We start from the raw sequence: 17,999 nt of genomic DNA, 5'->3' as shown, positions 1-17,999 counted from the left end.
AACAAAAGGTAAAGGAGACCCCTGGGCACGGCGTGGCGCCGCCGCCGAATCTACGCCGGTCGCGTACCCGTAACCGCCGGCGGCACTACGTCGGGATCATCGGGCCGCCGCCGGACGGGTCGAGGATTCCCTCCTCGAACCACTCGTAGCGACCCGCCAGCACCCGCTGCGCGGCGGCGTAGTTGTCCGTGTCGTCGTTGGCCCACAGTTCGTTGAACAGCTGGTCGACGCGCCGCCGGGCCTGTCCGCAGAACAGGTCGGCCAGTTCGAAGGCCGAGTCCTGGCGGGCCGGATCCTCCGTGGCCAGCGTCTTGGCGTGCACGCACGACGCGGTGATGGCGAACAGCTCGGCGCCGATGTCGACGATGCGGCCGAGGAAGTGCTGCTTCTGCTCCAGCCCGCCTTGCCACCGGGCCATCCCGTAGAACGTCGACCGGGCCAGCTTGCGGCACGACCGCTCGGCGAAGCGCAGATGGCCGGCCAGCGAGCCGAACTCGCCGTAGTTGCCCGGCTTCTGCCCGCCGCCCACGGCCAGGGTGGGTAGCCACCGGCCGTAGAACTTGCCGGCCGCGAGCGCCGGCTTCGCCTTGTCCTTCAGCTCGATCTCCGGATCGATGATCCCCCCGGCCACCTGCAGGTGCTGATCGACCGCTTCTCGGGCGATGAGCAGGCGCATGATCTCCGAGGAGCCCTCGAAGATCCGGTTGATGCGCAGGTCGCGCAGGATTTGTTCGGCCGGCACCGGCCGTTCGCCCCGGGCGCGTAGCGATTCCGCCGTCTCGTAGCCGCGGCCACCCCGGACCTGGATCATCTCGTCGGCGGCCAGCCAGGCCATCTCGGAGGAGTACAGCTTGGCCAGGGCGGCCTCGATGCGGATGTCGTTGCGCTTCTCGTCGGCCAGCTTGCTCGCGACCTCGAGCACCGCCTCGAGGGCGAACGCGGTGCCCGCGATGAAGGCGATCTTCTGGGCGACGGCATCGTGCTGACCGATCGGGCGGCCCCACTGCACGCGCTCGTTGGACCACTCCCGGACGATCTTGAGGGAGTACTTGGTCACGCCGGCGCAGACGGCGGGCAGCGAGAGCCGCCCGGTGTTGAGCGTGGCCAGCGCCACCTTCAGACCGAGTCCCTCGCCGGCGATCACGTCGTCGGCCGGCACGAAGACGTCCTTGAAGGACGTCACACCGTTCTCCAGGCCGCGCTGGCCCATGAAGGCGTTGCGGTGCTCGACGGTGATGCCGGGGGCCCGGGCGTCGACGATGAAGGCGGTGATGCCACCGCGGTGCCCGTCGGACTTCGGCACCTTCGCCATCACCACGATGAGATCGGCGATCACCCCGTTGGTCGTCCAGAGCTTGCGCCCGTTCAGGACATAGCCGGAGCCGTCCGCGGTCGGCACCGCGGAGGTCGCCACCCGGGCCGGGTCCGAGCCGACGTCGACCTCGGTGAGCAGGAAGGCGCTGATGTGCGTGCTGGCCACCAGCGGGAGGTACTTGCGCTTCTGTTCCTCGGTGCCCGCCAGCCGCAACGGTTCGGGGATGCCGATCGACTGGTGGGCGGACAGCAACGTGCTCAGCGAGGAGTGCCAGGTGCCGGCCAGGGCGAGCGCCCGGTTGTAGTAGACCTGGTTGAGCCCGACGCCGCCGTACTCCTCGGGGATCTTCAGGCCGAGGGTGCCGAGCTGCTTGAGGCCCTCGATCACGTCGTCGGGGATCTTGGCGTCCCGCTCGATCTGCAGCGGGTCGACCCGCTCCTCCAGGAAGGCGCGCAGCTTCGCCAAAAAGGCGTCGCCCTTCTTCACCATCTCCGGGTCCGGCTCCGGCTGCGGGTACAGCAGGTCGAGCCGGAACCGACCGAGGAAAAGCTCCTTGCCGAACGACGGCAGCTGCCACTCGGTCTCCCGGGCGGCCTCGGCCACCTTGCGGGCTTCCTTTTCCGTCACATGGGTAGTGGCCACGGTCCCGTACCTCCGTACTCGACGACTACCCCCCAGTAGATCGCCGGGGAGCGGTCTTGTGAAGATTCAGCCGGCGGCTGCGCCGGCTCCCTTGGCCCGGCCCCCGGTGTGCGGGTGCAGGAGCTGGCGGGCGATCACCACGCGTTGCACCTGGTTGGTGCCCTCGTAGATCTGGGTGATCTTGGCATCGCGCATCATCCGCTCGACCGGGTAGTCCTTCACGTAGCCGTAGCCGCCGAGCAATTGCACAGCGTCGGTGGTGACCTTCATGGCGACGTCGGAGGCGTAGGCCTTGGCCGCGGCGCCGAAGTAGGTCAGGTCCTTGTCCTCGCGCTCGGACTTCCCAGCGGCGGCGTAGACGAGCTGGCGGGCGGCCTCGACCTGCATCGCCATGTCGGCGACCATGAACTGCAGGCCCTGGAACTCCGAGATCGCCTTGCCGAACTGGCGGCGCTCCTGCATGTAGCCGACCGCGTAGTCCAGGGCACCCTGGGCCACCCCGAGGGCCTGCGCGCCGATGGTGATCCGGGTGTGGTCCAGCGTCCGCATCGCGGTGGTGAAGCCGGTGCCGACGTTGCCGATCAGCCGGTCGCCGGGGATCCGCACGTCGTCGAAGATCACGTTGCGGGTGGGCGAGCCCTTGATGCCGAGCTTGCGCTCCGGTGCGCCGAAGGAGACCCCGTTGTCGTTCTTCTCGACCACGAATGCACTGATCCCACCGCGGGAGCCCTTATCCGGGTCGGTGACCGCGAAGACCGTGTAGAACTCCGACTCACCGGCGTTGGTGATCCAGCACTTGGCGCCGTTGAGGATCCAGTCGTCGCCGTCGGCCACCCCGCGGGTCTTCATGCTGCCCGCGTCCGAACCCGCCTCCGGCTCGGACAGACAGTAGGAGAACATCCCCTCGCCGGCCGCGAGCTTGGTCAGGTACTTCTCCTTGAGGTCCTTCGAGCCCGACAGCATCAACGGCAGCGAGCCGAGCTTGTTCACGCCGGGGATCAGCGAGGAGGACATGCAGACCCGCGCGATCTCCTCGACCACGATCACCGTCGCGAGCGCGTCGGCGCCTTGGCCGCCGTACTCCTCGGGTACGTGCGGGGCGTCGAAGCCGACGGCGCGCAGGGCGTCGAGCGCCTCCTTGGGGAAGCGGCCCTGGTCGTCGACGTCGTGCGCGTGCGGGGCGATCTGCTCCTCCGCGAGCGCGCGGACCGACGCCCGCAGGTCCTCGTAATCCTGCGGCAGCGTGCAGGCGGCGAAGTCCTTGTTGCCCTTGTATCCGGCCATGGTGTGCCACGTCCTCGGGTCAGTACTAGTAGGAATGCGCCCGGTTAGTAACTGTGGAAACCGCGACCGCTCTTCTTCCCGAGCAGGCCGGCGTCGACCATGCGCAGCAACAACGGCGGCGCGAAGTACAGGGGCTCCTTGAACTCCTCGTACATCGACTCGGCGATCGCCTTGATCGTGTCCAGGCCGATCAGGTCGGCCAGTGCCAGCGGACCCATGGGGTGGGCGCACCCGAGCACCATGCCGTGGTCGATGTCGTCGGCCGAGGCGAACCCGGAGTCCATCATGCGGATCGCCGACAGGATGTACGGGATCAGCAGCGCGTTGACGATGAACCCGGCGCGGTCCTGGCTGCGGACGCACTGCTTGCCCAGGGTCGCGGTGGCGAAATCGGCGGCCCGGGCCGCGGTCTCCGGACCGGTCAGCAGCGAGGACACGAGTTCGACGAGCTTGAGCACCGGCACCGGGTTGAAGAAGTGGATCCCGATGACCATCTCCGGGCGGCCGGTGGCCATGCCCAGCTTCATGATCGGGATCGAGGAGGTGTTCGACGCCAGGATCGCCCGCGGGTTCACGATGGTCTTGTCCAGCGCGCGAAAGATGTCGACCTTGATCTGCTCGACCTCGGCGACGGCCTCGATCGCGATGTCGACGTCGGCGAAATCGCCGATGTCGCCGGTGAAGCGCAGCCGGCCCAACGTGGCCGCGTGCGCGTCGGCGTCAAGCTTGCCCTTCGCCAGGGCCCGGTCCAACGACTTCGTGATCCGCCCGCGACCCGCGGCCAGGGCGTCCTCGTTGACCTCGGTGATGGTCACGTCGAGGCCCGACCGCGCGCACACCTCGGCGATGCCGGAGCCCATCAGGCCGCACCCGACCACGCCGACCCTGCGGATTTCACTCATGGGCGAACCTCAATCATGCAAGCCTCCGTACTGGCCGGTAGGGTGCAGTCAAGCACGTCCCCGGGCGAATTGTCCTGTGGTGATCGCACAACCTCCGGCCGCCGATCAGTTGCATCAGACGTTGCGGCGGTACTGCCCACCGACCTCGAAGAATGCCTCGGTTATCTGACCGAGTGAGCACACCCGCGCGGCCTCCATGAGCACGGCGAAGACATTCTCGCCGGCCATCGCCGCCTGCTGCAATCGGTGCAGGGCCTGATCGGCCGGGGCTGCGTTGCGGGATTGGAAATCGTGCAGTCGGGACAGCTGCGACTGCTTCTCCGACTCGGTGCCGCGGGCCAGTTCCAGGTCGGCGACAGCACCGTGGGCGTCCGGGTTCAGGAACGTGTTGACCCCGACGATCGGCAGCGAGCCGTCGTGCTTGCGGTGCTCGTAGAGCATCGACTCGTCCTGGATCCGGCCGCGCTGGTAGCCCGTCTCCATCGCGCCCAGCACGCCGCCGCGTTCGGTGATCCGGTCGAACTCGGCGAGCACGGCCTGCTCCACCAGATCGGTGAGGTCGTCGATGATGTAGCTGCCCTGCAAGGGGTTCTCGTTCATCGACAGCCCCCACTCCCGGTTGATGATCAGCTGAATCGCCAGCGCCCGGCGCACCGACTCCGCGGACGGGGTGGTGACCGCCTCGTCATAGGCGTTGGTGTGCAGCGAGTTGCAGTTGTCGTAGAGGGCGATCAGCGCCTGCAGTGTCGTGCGGATGTCGTTGAAGTCCATCTCCTGCGCGTGCAACGACCGGCCCGAGGTCTGCACGTGGTACTTGAGCTTCTGCGACCGGTCGTTGGCGCCGTACTTGTCGCGCATGGCCACGGCCCAGATGCGGCGGGCCACCCGGCCCAGCACCGAGTACTCCGGGTCCATGCCGTTGGAGAAGAAGAAGGACAGGTTCGGCGCGAAGTCGTCGATCTTCATGCCGCGCGACAGATAGCTCTCCACGTAGGTGAACCCGTTGGACAGCGTGAACGCCAGCTGCGAGATGGGGTTCGCCCCGGCCTCGGCAATGTGGTAGCCGGAGATGGAGACCGAGTAGAAGTTGCGCACCCGGTTCTGGATGAACCACTCCTGGATGTCGCCCATCATCTTCAGGCTGAACTCGGTGGAGAACAGGCAGGTGTTCTGGCCCTGGTCCTCCTTGAGGATGTCGGCCTGCACCGTGCCGCGGACGTTGGCCAACACCCAGGCGCGCTTGGCCGCGGCCTCCTCGGCGGTGGGCTCGCGGCCGAGTTCGGCGGCCAGCTTCTCCAGTTCCGTATCGATCGCGGTGTTCAGGAAGAACGCGAGAATGGTCGGGGCCGGCCCGTTGATCGTCATCGACACCGAGGTGCTCGGCGAGCACAGGTCAAAGCCGGTGTAGAGGGCCTTCATGTCATCCAGCGTCGCGATCGAGACCCCGGAGGTACCGACCTTGCCGTAGATGTCCGGGCGCGGGTCGGGGTCGCGGCCGTACAGGGTGACCGAGTCGAACGCGGTGGACAACCGCGTGCCTCCCGGACCTTCGGCGAGCAGGTGGAACCGGCGGTTGGTGCGGAACGCGTCGCCCTCGCCGGCGAACATCCGGGCCGGGTCCTCGCCGTCCCGCTTGAACGGGAAAACCCCTGCTGTGTAAGGGAAGTAGCCGGGCAGGTTCTCGTTGCGCAGGAAGCGCAACAGCTCGCCCTCGTCGACATGACGGGGCAGGGACACTCGCGGGATCCGGCTGCCGGACAGCGATTCGCGCCACAGCGCCGTGTGGATCTCGTTGTCGCGGACCTTCGTCACGTGCTCGTCGCCGGAGTAGGTGGCAACGGTGTCCGGCCATTGGTCCAGCGCCTTGCGGGAGGCCGCGGGCAGCTCCGCGGCCGCCTCGGCGGCCAGTTCGTCGAGCGTGCCCGTCTCGCCACCGCGTTCGGCGACGAGCTCGCGGGACACCCGCAACTGCTGGGCGCGACGCGCAACCGCTACCTCGGTCGCGGTGTCGCGGTGGTAGTCCCGCACGGTGTCGGCGACCTCGGACAGGTAACGCACCCGGGCCGGGGGCAGCACGGTGGCCAGCGAGCTGGAGGCCCGGACGTCGGTGTGTTCCAGACGTCCGGGACCGAACGCGGCGCCGTGCTCGGTGAGCAGCGTGCGGATCTGCTGGTACAGCGCGGTGACGCCGTCGTCGTTGAACCGCGCGGCCGAGGTGCCGAACACCGGCATCGACTCGGCGGCCCCGCTGCTACCGGTGCGGTTGCGGGCCATCTGCCGCGCGACGTCGCGCCGGGCGTCCTCGGCGCCGCGGCGCTCGAACTTGTTTATGGCCACCACGTCGGCGAAGTCGAGCATGTCGATCTTCTCGAGCTGGCTGGCCGCGCCGAACTCCGGCGTCATCACGTAGAGCGAGGTGTCGACGAACGGGACCACCGCCGCGTCGCCCTGCCCGATGCCCGGGGTCTCGACGATCACGATGTCGTACCCGGCAGCGCGGACCGCGGCGATCACGCCGGTCAGGTGGTCCGGCAGCTCGCGGGCGCCGCGGGTGGCCAGCGACCGGAAATACACGCCGGTCCCGCTCGCGGCGGCCTCGATGCCGTTCATCCGGATGCGGTCGCCGAGCAGCGCACCGCCGCCGCGGCGCCGCGTCGGGTCCACCGCAATCACTGCGACGCGCAGCTTGTCCTGCTGGTCCAGCCGGATCCGGCGGACCAGTTCGTCGGTCAGCGAGGACTTCCCGGACCCGCCGGTGCCCGTGATGCCGAGGACCGGAGCGGTGCGGCCCGCGGCCGCAGCGGTCATCGCCGTGTGGACGGAAGCCGGCAACTCGTCGGCCTCGATCAGGCTGATCGTGCGCGCCAGTGCGCCGATTTCCCCTGCCAGCAAGGCATCTGACTCCACGTCAGTCGGGCGGGGCGTGTCGCACGCCTCGATCATCAGGTTGACCATGCGCTCGAGTCCGTACCGCTGACCGTCCTCCGGGGAGAAGATCCGCACGCCGCGTTCAGACAGCAGCGCGATCTCCTCCGGAACGATCACGCCGCCGCCGCCGCCGAAGACCTTGATCTGCGTGGCGCCGCGCTCGGCGAGCAGGTCGACCAGGTAGGAGAAGTACTCGACGTGGCCGCCCTGGTACGAGCTGATCGCGATCCCGTCGACGTCCTCCTGGATCGCCGCGGTCACCACCTCGTCGACCGAGCGGTTGTGCCCGAGGTGGATCACCTCGGCGCCTTGGGCCTGCAACAGTCGCCGCATGATGTTGATCGAGGCGTCGTGCCCGTCGAACAGGCTGGCCGCGGTGACGAAGCGGATGGGCCGGGACGGGACATGGAGCTGCGCTTCAGCCATCTGACGACTCCTCGCCAGGAGAGCTTTCTCCTGGGTCGACACCGATACGGTTGCGAGTGTGCCCAGGCTCCCCTTCGACCCGATCGCCGAGGCGCACCGGCGCTGGCAGGAGAAGTGGCCCGAGCAGGCCGACCGGATGGCGGCCGTCACCTCGGTCATGCGGGTCCAGCAAATGCTGCTGGCTGAGATCGAACGTGTGCTGCGTCCCTTCGGACTGACCTTCGCCAGCTTCGAGGCGCTGCGCCTGCTGGCGTTCACCCGGCTCGGCGAACTCCCGATGGGCAAGATCGGGGAGCGGTTGATGGTTCATCCGGCCTCGGTGACCAACACCGTGGATCGGCTGGAGGCGCGCGGCTTGGTGCGCCGGCGCCCGGCCTCCGACGACCGACGCCGGATCCTGGCCGAGCTCACGCCGGACGGCCGCGAGTTGGTGGATGCCGCGACGACGGCGCTCAATGCCGCGGAGTTCGCGCTGGCCGGGATGGACGAGCAAGCGGCCGCAGGCCTGACGGCCCTGCTCCGGGCCGTCCGACTGGCGGGTGGGGACTTTGATCCTGCGGCTCACGATCCTTGGGCTCCTGACGGATGACCAGGCATGTGTCTCAGGGCTTTTGGTGGACAATAGTTTGACGTCCAAATAATACCGGGCGGACGGGCTTCCCCGCAAGCCGGTGGCCGCGGCCCGTCGACCCCGGCCCGTCGACCCCGGCCCGTAGACCGCCCTTGGGCAGAGTTGCAACAGGATTGGCGACCGGGTGGCGCCGGCGCGCCAATCCAGTTGCAACTCTGCCCGGTGGTGGTCGACGGGCCGGCAGTCAGCCGAGCGCGACGCGCAACCGGTCCAGTGCCGCGTCGATCACCTCGGGCCGTTTGCAGAACGCCCAGCGGACGAGGGGCTCGCCGGCCGCGAGGTCGTCGTAGAACACCTGGTGCGGGATGGCCACGACTCCCGCGCGCTCGGGCAGGCGGCGGCAGAACTCCATGCCGTCCGCGCAGTCGAACGGACCGGTGTCGGTGGTGAGGAAGTAGGTGCCCTGCGGGGCGAACACTGCGAAGCCCAGTTCGGCCAGGCCGGCGCACAACTGGTCCCGGCGCGACCGCAGGCTGTCGCGAAGTTCGGTGTAGTAGGCGTCCGGCAGACCCAACGCCTGGGCCACGGCCGGTTGGAACGGGGCACCGGAGACGTAGGTCAGGAACTGCTTGGCCGTTCGCACCGCGGCCAGCAGGTCCGGCGGGGCCATCGCCCACCCGATCTTCCAGCCGGTGAACGAGAACGTCTTGCCGGCCGAGGAGATGCGTACGGTGCGCTCGCGCATGCCGGGCAGGCTCGAGATCGGGATGTGGACGCCGTCGAACACCAGGTGCTCGTAGACCTCGTCGGAGATCACCACGAGGTCGTTGGCCACGGCGATCTCGGCGATCGTCGCGGTCTCGGCGGCGGTCAGGACGGCGCCGGTCGGGTTGTGCGGGGTGTTGAGCAGGATCGCCTTGGTCCGCCGGGTCACCGCATCGCGCAGGCGGTCGGTGTCCAGCCGGAAGTCCGGGGCGCGCAACGTCACCGGGACCCGCCGAGCGCCTGCCATCGCGATGTTCGCGGCGTAGGAGTCGTAGTACGGCTCGAGCGCGATGACCTCGTCGCCCGGCTCGACGAGGCCGAGCACCGCGGCGGCGATGGCCTCCGTGGCCCCGGTGGTGATCAGCACCTCGGCGTCGGGGTCGTAGGACAGGCCGTGGAAGCGTTCGGCATGGGCGGCTACCGCGGCGCGCAGGATCGGGATTCCCGGCCCGGGCGGGTACTGGTTGTGGCCGCCGCGCAGCGCCGCGACCGCGGCCTCGACGATCTCCGGCGGCCCGTCGGTGTCCGGGAAGCCCTGGCCGAGGTTGATTGCACCGGTGGCCACGGCCAGGGCCGACATCTCGGCGAAGATCGTGGTCCCGAGCCCGTCCAACCGGGAGGCCATGCGCCTGCGTGCCATGGCCCCGGACCCTAACGTCCTGCCGGCCGGCTCCGAGGCTCAGCACAGGACACGTCGGCCGAACGGCTGACCGCAATGTCTACTTACGACCGATGTCGGCGTCGTTGCCCGCGCCTAGTTTTCCCAGAGGGGGATTTCCCAAAGGAAAAGCGGGGGAGCAAGGCGTGATTGAGGTACTGGGACTGACGAAGCGGTACGGCGAGAAGGTGGCAGTCGAGGATCTGAGTTTCACGGTGCCAACCGGCATGGTGACCGGGTTCCTCGGGCCGAACGGCGCGGGCAAGTCGACGACGATGCGCATGATCGCGGGCCTGGACCGGCCGGACTCCGGATCGGTGACGGTCAACGGCAAGGACTACCGCAAGTCGGTGGCCCCGATGACCGAACTGGGCATCCTGCTGGAGGCCAAGGCGGTGCACACGTCGCGTTCGGCGTTCCACCACCTGCTCGCGCTCGCGCACACCAACGGCCTCCCGCGGCGTCGTGTCGACGAGGTGATCGAGATGGTCGGGCTGCGCGAGGTTGCTCGCAAGCGCGCCGGCGGGTTCTCCCTCGGCATGGGGCAGCGCCTCGGCATCGCCGCGGCTCTGCTCGGCGACCCGCAGACCGTCGTGCTGGACGAGCCGGTCAACGGTCTGGATCCGGAGGGCGTGCGCTGGGTGCGGACGCTGCTGCAGGCGCTGGCCGCCCAGGGTCGGACGGTGTTCATCTCCTCGCACCTGATGAGCGAGATGGCACTGACCGCGGAGCGACTGGTGGTCGTCGGCCGCGGCCGGTTGATCGCCGACACGAGCGTCGCGGAGTTCACTGCGCGGGCGTCGGGCAACGTCGTGGCCGTCCGTTCGCCGGAAGCCGCGGCGTTGGCCGACTTGCTGCGCGGCCCGGACGTCGTGGTGACTGCGGCCGGTCCGGGTGCCCTCGAGGTGACCGGGCTGACGGCCGAGCGGATCGGCGACATCGCGTGGACGCATCGCCTGCGCATCCACGAACTGGCGGTGCGCGAGGCGTCGCTGGAGGAGGCGTTCATGGAGCTCACCCACGACGCCGTGCAGTTCCAGGCGAGCGCCCCGGCGCCGCGAATCATCGAGCAGTACAAGCGGGTAGAGGAAGGTCAGCGATGAGCACGATGGTTGCCGAACGGTCGGCATTCGCCTCGTCGGCGAAGGTCACCCAGGCTCGGGCGATCCGATCCGAGTGGACGAAGTTCCACTCGCTGCGCTCGTCCAAGGTGACGCTCGGCCTGGCCGCGCTGCTCACCGTCGGTCTCGCGGCGATCATCACCGCGGTGATCAGCGCTCAGTGGGCGACCCACATGAGTCCGCGCGACAAGGCGCAGTTCGACCCGGCCATCGCGCCGCTGCAGGGCGTGCACCTGTCGATGCTGGCGGTCGGCGTGCTCGGGGTGCTGCTGATCTCCGGCGAGTACGCGACGGGCATGATCCGCGCGTCGCTGACGGTGGTCCCGGCCCGGATGCCGGTGCTGCGGGCGAAGCTGGTCGTGTTGTCCACGGTCGTCGGGGTCACCGCACTGGTGAGCAGCTTCGTAGCGTTCTTCGTGGGCGAGGCGATCCTGTCGGGCAACCACCTGAACACCTCGGTGGCCTCGACGCACGCGCTGCACACGATCTTCGGCGCCGCGGTCTACATGCTGATCGTCGCTGTGATCGGCATGGCGCTGGGCGCCCTGCTGCGCAACACCGCCGCGGCGATCTCGTCGCTGGCCGCGCTGTTCTTCGTGGTCCCGATCATCTTCAACTTCCTACCCTCGAGCTGGTCGGACAACATCGGTCCGTACCTGCCGGCGCAGGCCGGTGAGGCATTCTGGAACAAGCCCGAAGGCGCGGCGATCAGCTCGCCGTGGGTGGCGCTGCTCGTGCTCTGCGCCTGGGCGGCGGCGCTACTGGTGCCGGCGTTCGTGCGGCTGGCCCGCAGCGACGCCTGATCGATCATTACCTCAGCGAGAGCGTGCGCTGTAGCGCACGCTCTCGCTGACGTCGGAGCGAAAGCGGTTCAGGCGGCCGGTCCGGCGGCGCGGGCTCGTTGGACCGCGACCAGGGCCTCGCGCAACTCCTCGATCCAGTCCGCCTGGTGCTTGCCCACCAACCGGACGCACCAGGCCAACGCATCGGCCCGCGACCGCGCGATGCCCGCCTCGACCAGCGTGTCGAGCACTGCCCGGTCGGGCTGACGCAGCCGCGTCATCACCGGGACCGCCAACGAGGTGAACACCTCCCTCGTCTCGCCACAGGCCGCGCCCCAGGCCACCTTGCGCCCGAACCGGGCCTGCGCCTCGTCCGCGATCCGCATCCGCGCGGCGCGGGTGTCCTCGCGGAAGCGCCCGATCCGTCCGGCCTCTGCCGCCCGCGCCTCCGGGCCGTCGACACCCGACGCGCCCAGATCACCGACGACCAGGATTTCCTCGCGGTCGACGCTGACCTGCGCCGACTCGGTGAACCACTCGGCGGGCATCCGGCCGCCGAACCAGGCTTCGATATCATTCATGCAGTGATTACATCATTACATTGACATGGAGTCCACGGATCTTGCCCGGGAACCCCGGGAGTTGGTCACGCCGGCGATAGGGCAGGGTCGGGGCATGGCAGAGATCCCGGCGGCATTGCGTGAGTTGATCGAGACCGGCCCGTTGGCGCACTTCGTGACGCTCAACGCCGACGGCGCACCGCAGCTGTCGGTCATCTGGATCGGCCTGGACGGCGACGAGATCGTCAGCGGTCACATGACGCGTAGCCAGAAGGTCCGCAATGTGGAGCGGGACCCGCGGGTCGTCGTTTCCGTCGAGGGCCCGCGGACCCCTGGGGTCTTCCTCGCCGAGCATGCGGTGCTGCGGGGTCGCGCCCGGGTGGTCGAGGGCGGCGCGTACGACCTGCTGAACCGACTGGGCAAGCTCTACGTCGGCCCGGACTTCACGTTCCCGGTGTCCAACGGCGACGGCCCGGCCGACGGTTGGGTACTGCGGACGACCGTCGAGCGCATCGGCGGCGTCGGCCCCTGGGCCTGCTGAGCCGCGCCGTTCGGCGCAGGAGAGGTTTGAACTCGCTCGGTCTGGGAATAAGAAGCGCTGTACGCCGATGGCGGTGTTACTTACGGGGGAGGAGGGGCCGGCGGAAGCCGGTCCCTCCTTCTGCGCGTGGTGCACCACCGCCTGGTCCGGCACGCCGGGCGAACCTCGTTACGTGGAGGGGAATCGAGGAGCGTCCTGCGGCATCCCCCGGATGCGGCGATCGGTCAGTTCGGCCCGCTCCGATCATCGATGATCGGAGCGGTCCTGACCGATTGTGATATAGGGCCGACCGGTCCGGTTGCCGCTCAGCCCTGCGGGATGAACAGGTCCACCTGGACACGATCGCCGGCGCCGATGGCCTCCGGGATCACGCCCTCACGGTTGAACACCTTGTAGAACACGTGGTCGTCGCGCTTCACCCGCGCCTGGATGACCATGTCCTGGGCCGAGGCGGTCCGGACACCGAACCCGACGCTGTAGCTGCCCGCCAGGACCGGTGCCCAGTCGGTGCACTCGCCCGACTTCGACAGCCCGGCCAGGTCGTCCTCCCGCTGCGAGGGCCCGTCGGCGTAGACGGAGAACAGATAGCCGCTGCGGTTGCAGATCTCGATCAGCCCGGACGGCGGTGCGTCGGTCGGCCGCGCTGTCGCGGCACCGGCCGGGGCAGCCGGCACCACAAGTCCGACCGCAAGCACACCGCCTGCCGCGCCGAGCCGGTTGATGGTGTTCATCGGGACACCTGCTTCTGTTCCGGGGTGATTCGGACCAATTGGCCCTCACAAACACCCCGGACAGAAGTGCATACGGCCGTCCGGGTGCCTCTCGCGCGATCGGCAGGGCTTCCGGCGCCGAGCTCAGCGGTAGGTCGAGTCCTGCGGTGCGTGATCCACCGCGATCTGAACCTCGTACGGGTGTCCGGCGTCGCAGTCCGGGGCGTCGCCGCACGCGGGTTCGCGCTCGCTGACGATCAGCGCGTAGCCGGGCCGTACGGCGATGAACGTCGCTCGGGCCGCACCACGCGAGTCCTCGCTGCGGTCGGTCTCGCGTAGCACGTCCGGGCGGTCGGAGCGGGGCGTTCGGTACCCGCCCTCGGAGTCCGGTCGCAGCTCGAGTTCGATCGAGGAACCGGGCAGGACGTGGATACTGCGGCCGTCGTCGTCGGCGCTCAACCGAATGTGATCAGCCGTCAGATGCGGCCGCGGCCCCACCGGCGTGGCCAGCGGCACGCACAACACGGCCGCGGAAAGGCGAGTGGCCCATGACCGCTTGCTCGTCATGGGCCACCCTTCCGTCAACTTGCTCAGACCGATCGGCGGTGCCGTCCCCGGCTGAGTGCCGCACCGGCCAGGATCAACAACGCGCCGACACCGGCGACGCCGGCCGCCTCGTCGCTGTTCGCGCCGGTCTCGGGCAGCTTCGGCGGAGCGTGGTGTGCCGGGCTGACCTTCTGGGGCTCCGGCGGAACACCGTCGGCCGGGCCGCCGTTGCCGGCCCCGACGCCGCCGCCGTTGCCGCCGTCCAGCGGAGCCGGCTGGAAGCCGTCGCCGCCGTTGCCGACCGGCACCAGCGTGGACGAGCCGCCGCCGCCACCGTTGCCGGGCTGGGTGCCGTCGCCGCCGTTGCCGCCGTTGAGGGTGCCGACCCCGGTGCCCGAGCCGCCGGGACCGCCGTCGCCGCCGGTGTCGCTCGCGCAGGTCGTCGGATCTGCTGACGGCATCGCGAAGGCCACCGTGACGCTGCACGAGGAGCCGTTGCCGCCGTTGCCGGCGCCACCACCGCTGCCCGAGCCACCGCCGCTGCCGCCACCGGTGCCCGGAGCGGAGCCATTGCCGCCGTCGCCACCGTTACCGGCCGAGGCGATCGTGCCGCCGCCACCGTCGGTGCCGGAGGTCCCGCCGCCGGTGCCACCGTCGCCGCCGTTGCCGAGGTCGACGCCACCGCCGGTACCGCCGTTGCTGCCGGTGTCCTCACCCGGGCCGCCGGTGTCGCCCGGGCCACCTGGGGTCGTGCCGGGGCCGCCCGGCGTGGTGCCGCCGGGACCGCCCGGGTTCGAACCGGGGTGGTGCGGCCGGCCGCCGTTGCCGGTGCCGGAGTGGCCACCGTCGCCGCCCCGCACGATGGTCGAGTTGCCGCCGTGGCCGTGGTCGCCGCCGCCGTGGCCGCCGTCGAAGCCCTTCACGATGATCGGCTTGTCGCCGCCGCCCGGGCCGCCCGTCTCGCCACTGTCGCCGCCGTTAGCGACGTCGACCGTGCCGGGGTTGCGTCCGTCGCCGTGGCCGCCACCCGCGTCACCGCCACCGCCCGGGCCGCCACCACCGTGGTGGCGGTCGCCGGCGCCGTTGCCGTCGCCACCGTCGGCCACGGATGCCACCGGCGGGTTCTTGTCGTGGCGGTGCGCGCCAGGAGCGTCTGCACCGTTCAGGGCCGAGACGAGCTGGCCTTCCTGATGCGTCCCCTTGCGGGCGCCGTGCCCGTGGGTGTGGTCACCGGCCGGCTCCCCGGCGTCGCCGCCGTTGCCACCGTTGCCGACCTTCAGGCCGGGGGCGTCGTTCGAGTGGTGGTCGCCGCCGCCACCGTCGGCGCCGTTGCCGACGTCGACCAGCGACGGGCCGCCGTCGCCGAGTCCGATCAGATGCTGCTTGCCGTCGTCGGAGCCGTTGAGCAGCGAGATCAGGGCGCCGCTGCCGTGGCCGCCGCCTTCGTCGCCACCCTGGTCGCCCTGGCCACCCGAGCCCGGGCCGCCGCTGCCGGGACGGTTCCCGGTCGAGCTCGGGCCACCGGCGCTGTGCTCGCCGCTGCCCGCGTTGCCTGCGTCGACCGCACTGCCGCGGCCGCCGTCGGCGTCGCCGCCGGAGTTGCCGCCGTTGCCGGCGCTGACCAGCCCGCCGTCGGGGGAGGTGCCACCGGTCGGCCGGCCCTTACCCCCGTCGTCGTGGCGGCTGTCGTTCTGGCCGTGGCCGCCGTTACCGGCGCGGACGATGTCGCCGCCGCCGCCGTTGCCGGAACCGTCGCTGCGGGCGTCGCCGCCGTTGGCGGCGTTGATGAGGCCGCCGCGCTTCTCGCCGCCGCCGCCGTTGCCGTGGTCGCCGCCGCCGCCGTTGCCGGCGTGGTCGCCGCCATTGCCGACGTCGGCCAGACCGCCGACGCCGTCCTGGCCCTGACCCGGGCCGGAGTTGCCGCCGTTGCCCGCGTTCGCCACGCTGCCGGGACCGCCGTCGCCGCTTCCGCCACCGGAGGAGCGACCACCGTTGCCCGCGTCGAGCAGCGCGCCGGCCGGGCTGTGCGCGGTGCCCGGGCCGCCGCCCTGGTCGTTCTGGTCGTGCGAGCCTTCGTGGTTCTGCTGGGTGCCCGGGCCGCCGCGGCCGGCGTCGACGCCGCCACCGCTGCCGCCGTTGTTCTTGCCGCGGTCGGAGGAGCCGCCGTCGCTGGCGCCGACCGCGTGGCCGGTCCCGCCGTTGCCGGACTGAGTGCCCTGATGGTCGCCGCCCTGACCGGCATCGGCCACGGTGCCGTTGCCGCCGTTGCCGCTGGAGCGGTCGCGCTCGTTGCCACCGTCGCTGACCCCGGCGACCTTGCCGTTGCCACCGTTGCCGTTCGCGTCGCCGTTGGCGTTGCCGCCGTTGCCGGCGTTGGCGACCGCACCGGAACCGCCGTTTCCGCCCTGCGGCCCGTCGGAGTGCCTCGGGTCGTTCGGCTTGGGGGCGTGCGCGGAGGTCGTGACCGAGTGCCGCCCGCCGAGGTCGTTCAGCAGGTTGAGGATGCCGCCGTCGCCGCCGGAGCCGGGGGACTTCTCCGGCTGGGGCTGCTGGTTCAGCACGTCGCCCGCGCCGCCGTTGCCGCCGGAGCCGTGACCCTTCTCCGGACCCGTGTTGCCTTCCAGGACGGTCAGCAGACCGCCGTTGCCGCCGGACGGCGGGGCCTCGTCGGTGTTGATGCTGCCGCGCGGGCCGGTGAGGATCGTGGCCACCGTGCCGTTGCCGCCCGAGCCGTCCGGCCGGGGCACCGCGTTGTCGAGGATCGAGACCACGTTGCCGTCGCCGCCGCTGGTCGGCATCGCCGCCTTGCGCAGCGGGCCGTTCAGCAGGTCGATCAGGTGTCCGTCGCCGCCGTAGCCGCGACCCTCGGTGCCACCGTTACCGCCGTCGCCGAGCTTGAGGATCTGGCCGTCGCCGCCCGGGCCGGCCTTGTGGCCCTCCCTCGGGTCGCCGCCGGGTGCGCCGTTGCCCAGCGAGACCAGGCCGTGGGCCAGGATCCCGGTGCCGAGCAGGCCGCCGTTGCCGGGCGGGCCGTCGGCCGGGCGGGTGTGCTCCGCCGCGGTGACCTGGCCGGCCGGGCCGGGGCCGCTGTTGCCGAGCTGGATCAGTTGGCCGTCGCGCTTGTTCGGGCCGACCGAGTTCAGCAACGAGACCAGACCACCGTTGCCGCCGTTGGCGTTCTCGCCGTTGCCTGCGTCGGCGCCGTTGCCGGTCGCGAGGACCGCGCCCATGCCGCCGGCGTTCTTGTCGCCGCCGGACGGGGCGCCGTTGCCGAATGCGATCAGCGCGCCGCCCTGGCCGGGGTTGGCCGGGTCGTCGACCGGCAGCCGGGTCGGAGCGACAGCGCCGCCGCCGTTCCCGCCGCCGCCGACGGCCAGCAGGTTGCCGCCCGCGCCGTCGCCGCCCTTGCCGATGCGGATCGCGTCCGGGCCGCGCCCGTCGCCGAGCAGCACCAGGCCGAGCACGTCGATGCCGTGGCCCTGGGTGGTGGAGCGATTGTTGTCGCCGGTGACGGCTTGTTGGTCGGCCGCGACGGCCAACCGGTGCGCGCCGGCGGTGCGGGCGCCGCCCGGCCTACCGCCGCCGCCACCCACCGCGACCGGGGTCCCGTTGCCCCCCGAGTCGGAGCCCTGACTGTGCCCGCCCTGGATGACGTTGGCGACCGTCCCGTTGCCGCCCGAACCGTTGCCGTCGGAGGTGGCCGGGCCGAACAGTCCGAGCACCGCTCCGTGGCCGGCCGGGGTGCCCTTGCCGCCCTGGGCCAGTTGGATGACGTTCGCGCCGCCGTCGTCCGCGGTCTGGGCGACCGTGCCCGGGTCGACCGGAGGCGCGGTGGCGGCGTACGAAACGCCCGCCGCCTGGACCATCAAAATGCCCGCCCCGGCTGCACCCGCCAGAGTTCGACGTCGAAGTGCCGACACCGAACCCCGCGACGCCCGATGGCGCCCGGTAGGTGCCAACTTCGAAACAGCCCGCATCAGCGTCTCCCCATGCTTGTTCCAGCCTCGTAATCGTTCAGCAATCTAGCGATTAGAACGCAAATGTCAGTATTTTTTGCCATTTGTTCCGGTCATGTCCCGTGATCAAGAGGCCACCCCGAAAAGCTGCGACCAGGCCCCCACGCCCGCAACAGCGAGTCCGGAATCGATCACTGTGCGGAATCCCTACAGCTAGCAGACGGGTATCGCGTCGCCCGGCGGCATGATGCGCTTCACCTGTCACTCCTGCAACTTGGGTCATGGCGTATGT

At 70.4% G+C, this 17,999-nt stretch carries 13 protein-coding genes; 4 read left to right on the top strand and 9 right to left on the bottom strand.

What is annotated here, in order from left to right:
• Positions 1-85 precede the first annotated feature (85 nt).
• From VHU88_22180 to icmF, 4 genes are all read right to left on the bottom strand, one after another.
• Positions 86-1,942, bottom strand: a complete 1,857-nt coding sequence (locus VHU88_22180; protein ID HEX3614411.1) for an acyl-CoA dehydrogenase family protein — start codon at positions 1,940-1,942, stop codon at positions 86-88.
• A gap of 81 nt (positions 1,943-2,023) precedes the next feature.
• Positions 2,024-3,241 (bottom strand): acyl-CoA dehydrogenase family protein, encoded by a 1,218-nt coding sequence (locus tag VHU88_22175; GenBank protein HEX3614410.1) that lies wholly within the window; start codon positions 3,239-3,241, stop codon positions 2,024-2,026.
• 44 nt (positions 3,242-3,285) lie between these two features.
• Entirely contained in the window at positions 3,286-4,143 is an 858-nt protein-coding gene (locus tag VHU88_22170; GenBank protein ID HEX3614409.1) for a 3-hydroxybutyryl-CoA dehydrogenase, read from the bottom strand.
• 114 nt (positions 4,144-4,257) lie between these two features.
• A complete protein-coding gene (icmF, locus tag VHU88_22165) occupies positions 4,258-7,497 on the bottom strand; it encodes a fused isobutyryl-CoA mutase/GTPase IcmF (protein HEX3614408.1) in 3,240 nt (1,079 codons plus the stop codon).
• A gap of 58 nt (positions 7,498-7,555) precedes the next feature.
• On the opposite strand from icmF, the gene VHU88_22160 reads away from it, so the two are divergent.
• Positions 7,556-8,086: a MarR family transcriptional regulator gene (locus tag VHU88_22160; protein HEX3614407.1), complete on the top strand. Its 531-nt coding sequence runs from the start codon at positions 7,556-7,558 to the stop codon at positions 8,084-8,086.
• A gap of 226 nt (positions 8,087-8,312) precedes the next feature.
• On the opposite strand, the gene VHU88_22155 is transcribed toward VHU88_22160, so the two are convergent.
• Positions 8,313-9,473 carry a pyridoxal phosphate-dependent aminotransferase gene (locus tag VHU88_22155; GenBank protein ID HEX3614406.1) on the bottom strand — a complete coding sequence of 387 codons (1,161 nt, stop codon included), beginning with the start codon at positions 9,471-9,473 and terminating at the stop codon, positions 8,313-8,315.
• 164 nt (positions 9,474-9,637) lie between these two features.
• On the opposite strand from VHU88_22155, the gene VHU88_22150 reads away from it, so the two are divergent.
• Entirely contained in the window at positions 9,638-10,594 is a 957-nt protein-coding gene (locus tag VHU88_22150) for an ABC transporter ATP-binding protein (GenBank protein HEX3614405.1), read from the top strand.
• Positions 10,591-11,415 carry an ABC transporter permease subunit gene (locus tag VHU88_22145; protein HEX3614404.1) on the top strand — a complete coding sequence of 275 codons (825 nt, stop codon included), beginning with the start codon at positions 10,591-10,593 and terminating at the stop codon, positions 11,413-11,415. Before VHU88_22150 ends, VHU88_22145 begins: the two co-directional genes overlap by 4 nt.
• 68 nt (positions 11,416-11,483) lie before the next feature.
• Here the strand turns inward: VHU88_22145 and VHU88_22140 are convergent, their stop codons facing one another.
• The gene (locus VHU88_22140) at positions 11,484-11,975 is read right to left on the bottom strand and encodes a hypothetical protein (protein HEX3614403.1); all 492 of its coding nucleotides are present in this window, start codon (positions 11,973-11,975) and stop codon (positions 11,484-11,486) included.
• 94 nt (positions 11,976-12,069) lie between these two features.
• Between VHU88_22140 and VHU88_22135 the strand changes: the two genes are divergently transcribed.
• Positions 12,070-12,495: a PPOX class F420-dependent oxidoreductase gene (locus tag VHU88_22135; protein HEX3614402.1), complete on the top strand. Its 426-nt coding sequence runs from the start codon at positions 12,070-12,072 to the stop codon at positions 12,493-12,495.
• 305 nt (positions 12,496-12,800) lie between these two features.
• Here the strand turns inward: VHU88_22135 and VHU88_22130 are convergent, their stop codons facing one another.
• The 3 genes from VHU88_22130 to VHU88_22120 form a co-directional block, all read right to left on the bottom strand.
• The gene (locus tag VHU88_22130; GenBank protein HEX3614401.1) at positions 12,801-13,226 is read right to left on the bottom strand and encodes a hypothetical protein; all 426 of its coding nucleotides are present in this window, start codon (positions 13,224-13,226) and stop codon (positions 12,801-12,803) included.
• Between the two features lie 123 nt (positions 13,227-13,349).
• The gene (locus VHU88_22125; GenBank protein HEX3614400.1) at positions 13,350-13,772 is read right to left on the bottom strand and encodes a hypothetical protein; all 423 of its coding nucleotides are present in this window, start codon (positions 13,770-13,772) and stop codon (positions 13,350-13,352) included.
• Positions 13,773-13,795: 23 nt separating this feature from the next.
• Positions 13,796-17,617, bottom strand: a complete 3,822-nt coding sequence (locus VHU88_22120; protein ID HEX3614399.1) for an LPXTG cell wall anchor domain-containing protein — start codon at positions 17,615-17,617, stop codon at positions 13,796-13,798.
• Positions 17,618-17,999 lie beyond the last annotated feature (382 nt).

This window comes from Sporichthyaceae bacterium, assembly GCA_036269075.1.
Taxonomy (GTDB): domain Bacteria; phylum Actinomycetota; class Actinomycetes; order Sporichthyales; family Sporichthyaceae; genus DASQPJ01.
This window is presented reverse-complemented; position numbering and strand designations above follow the sequence as displayed.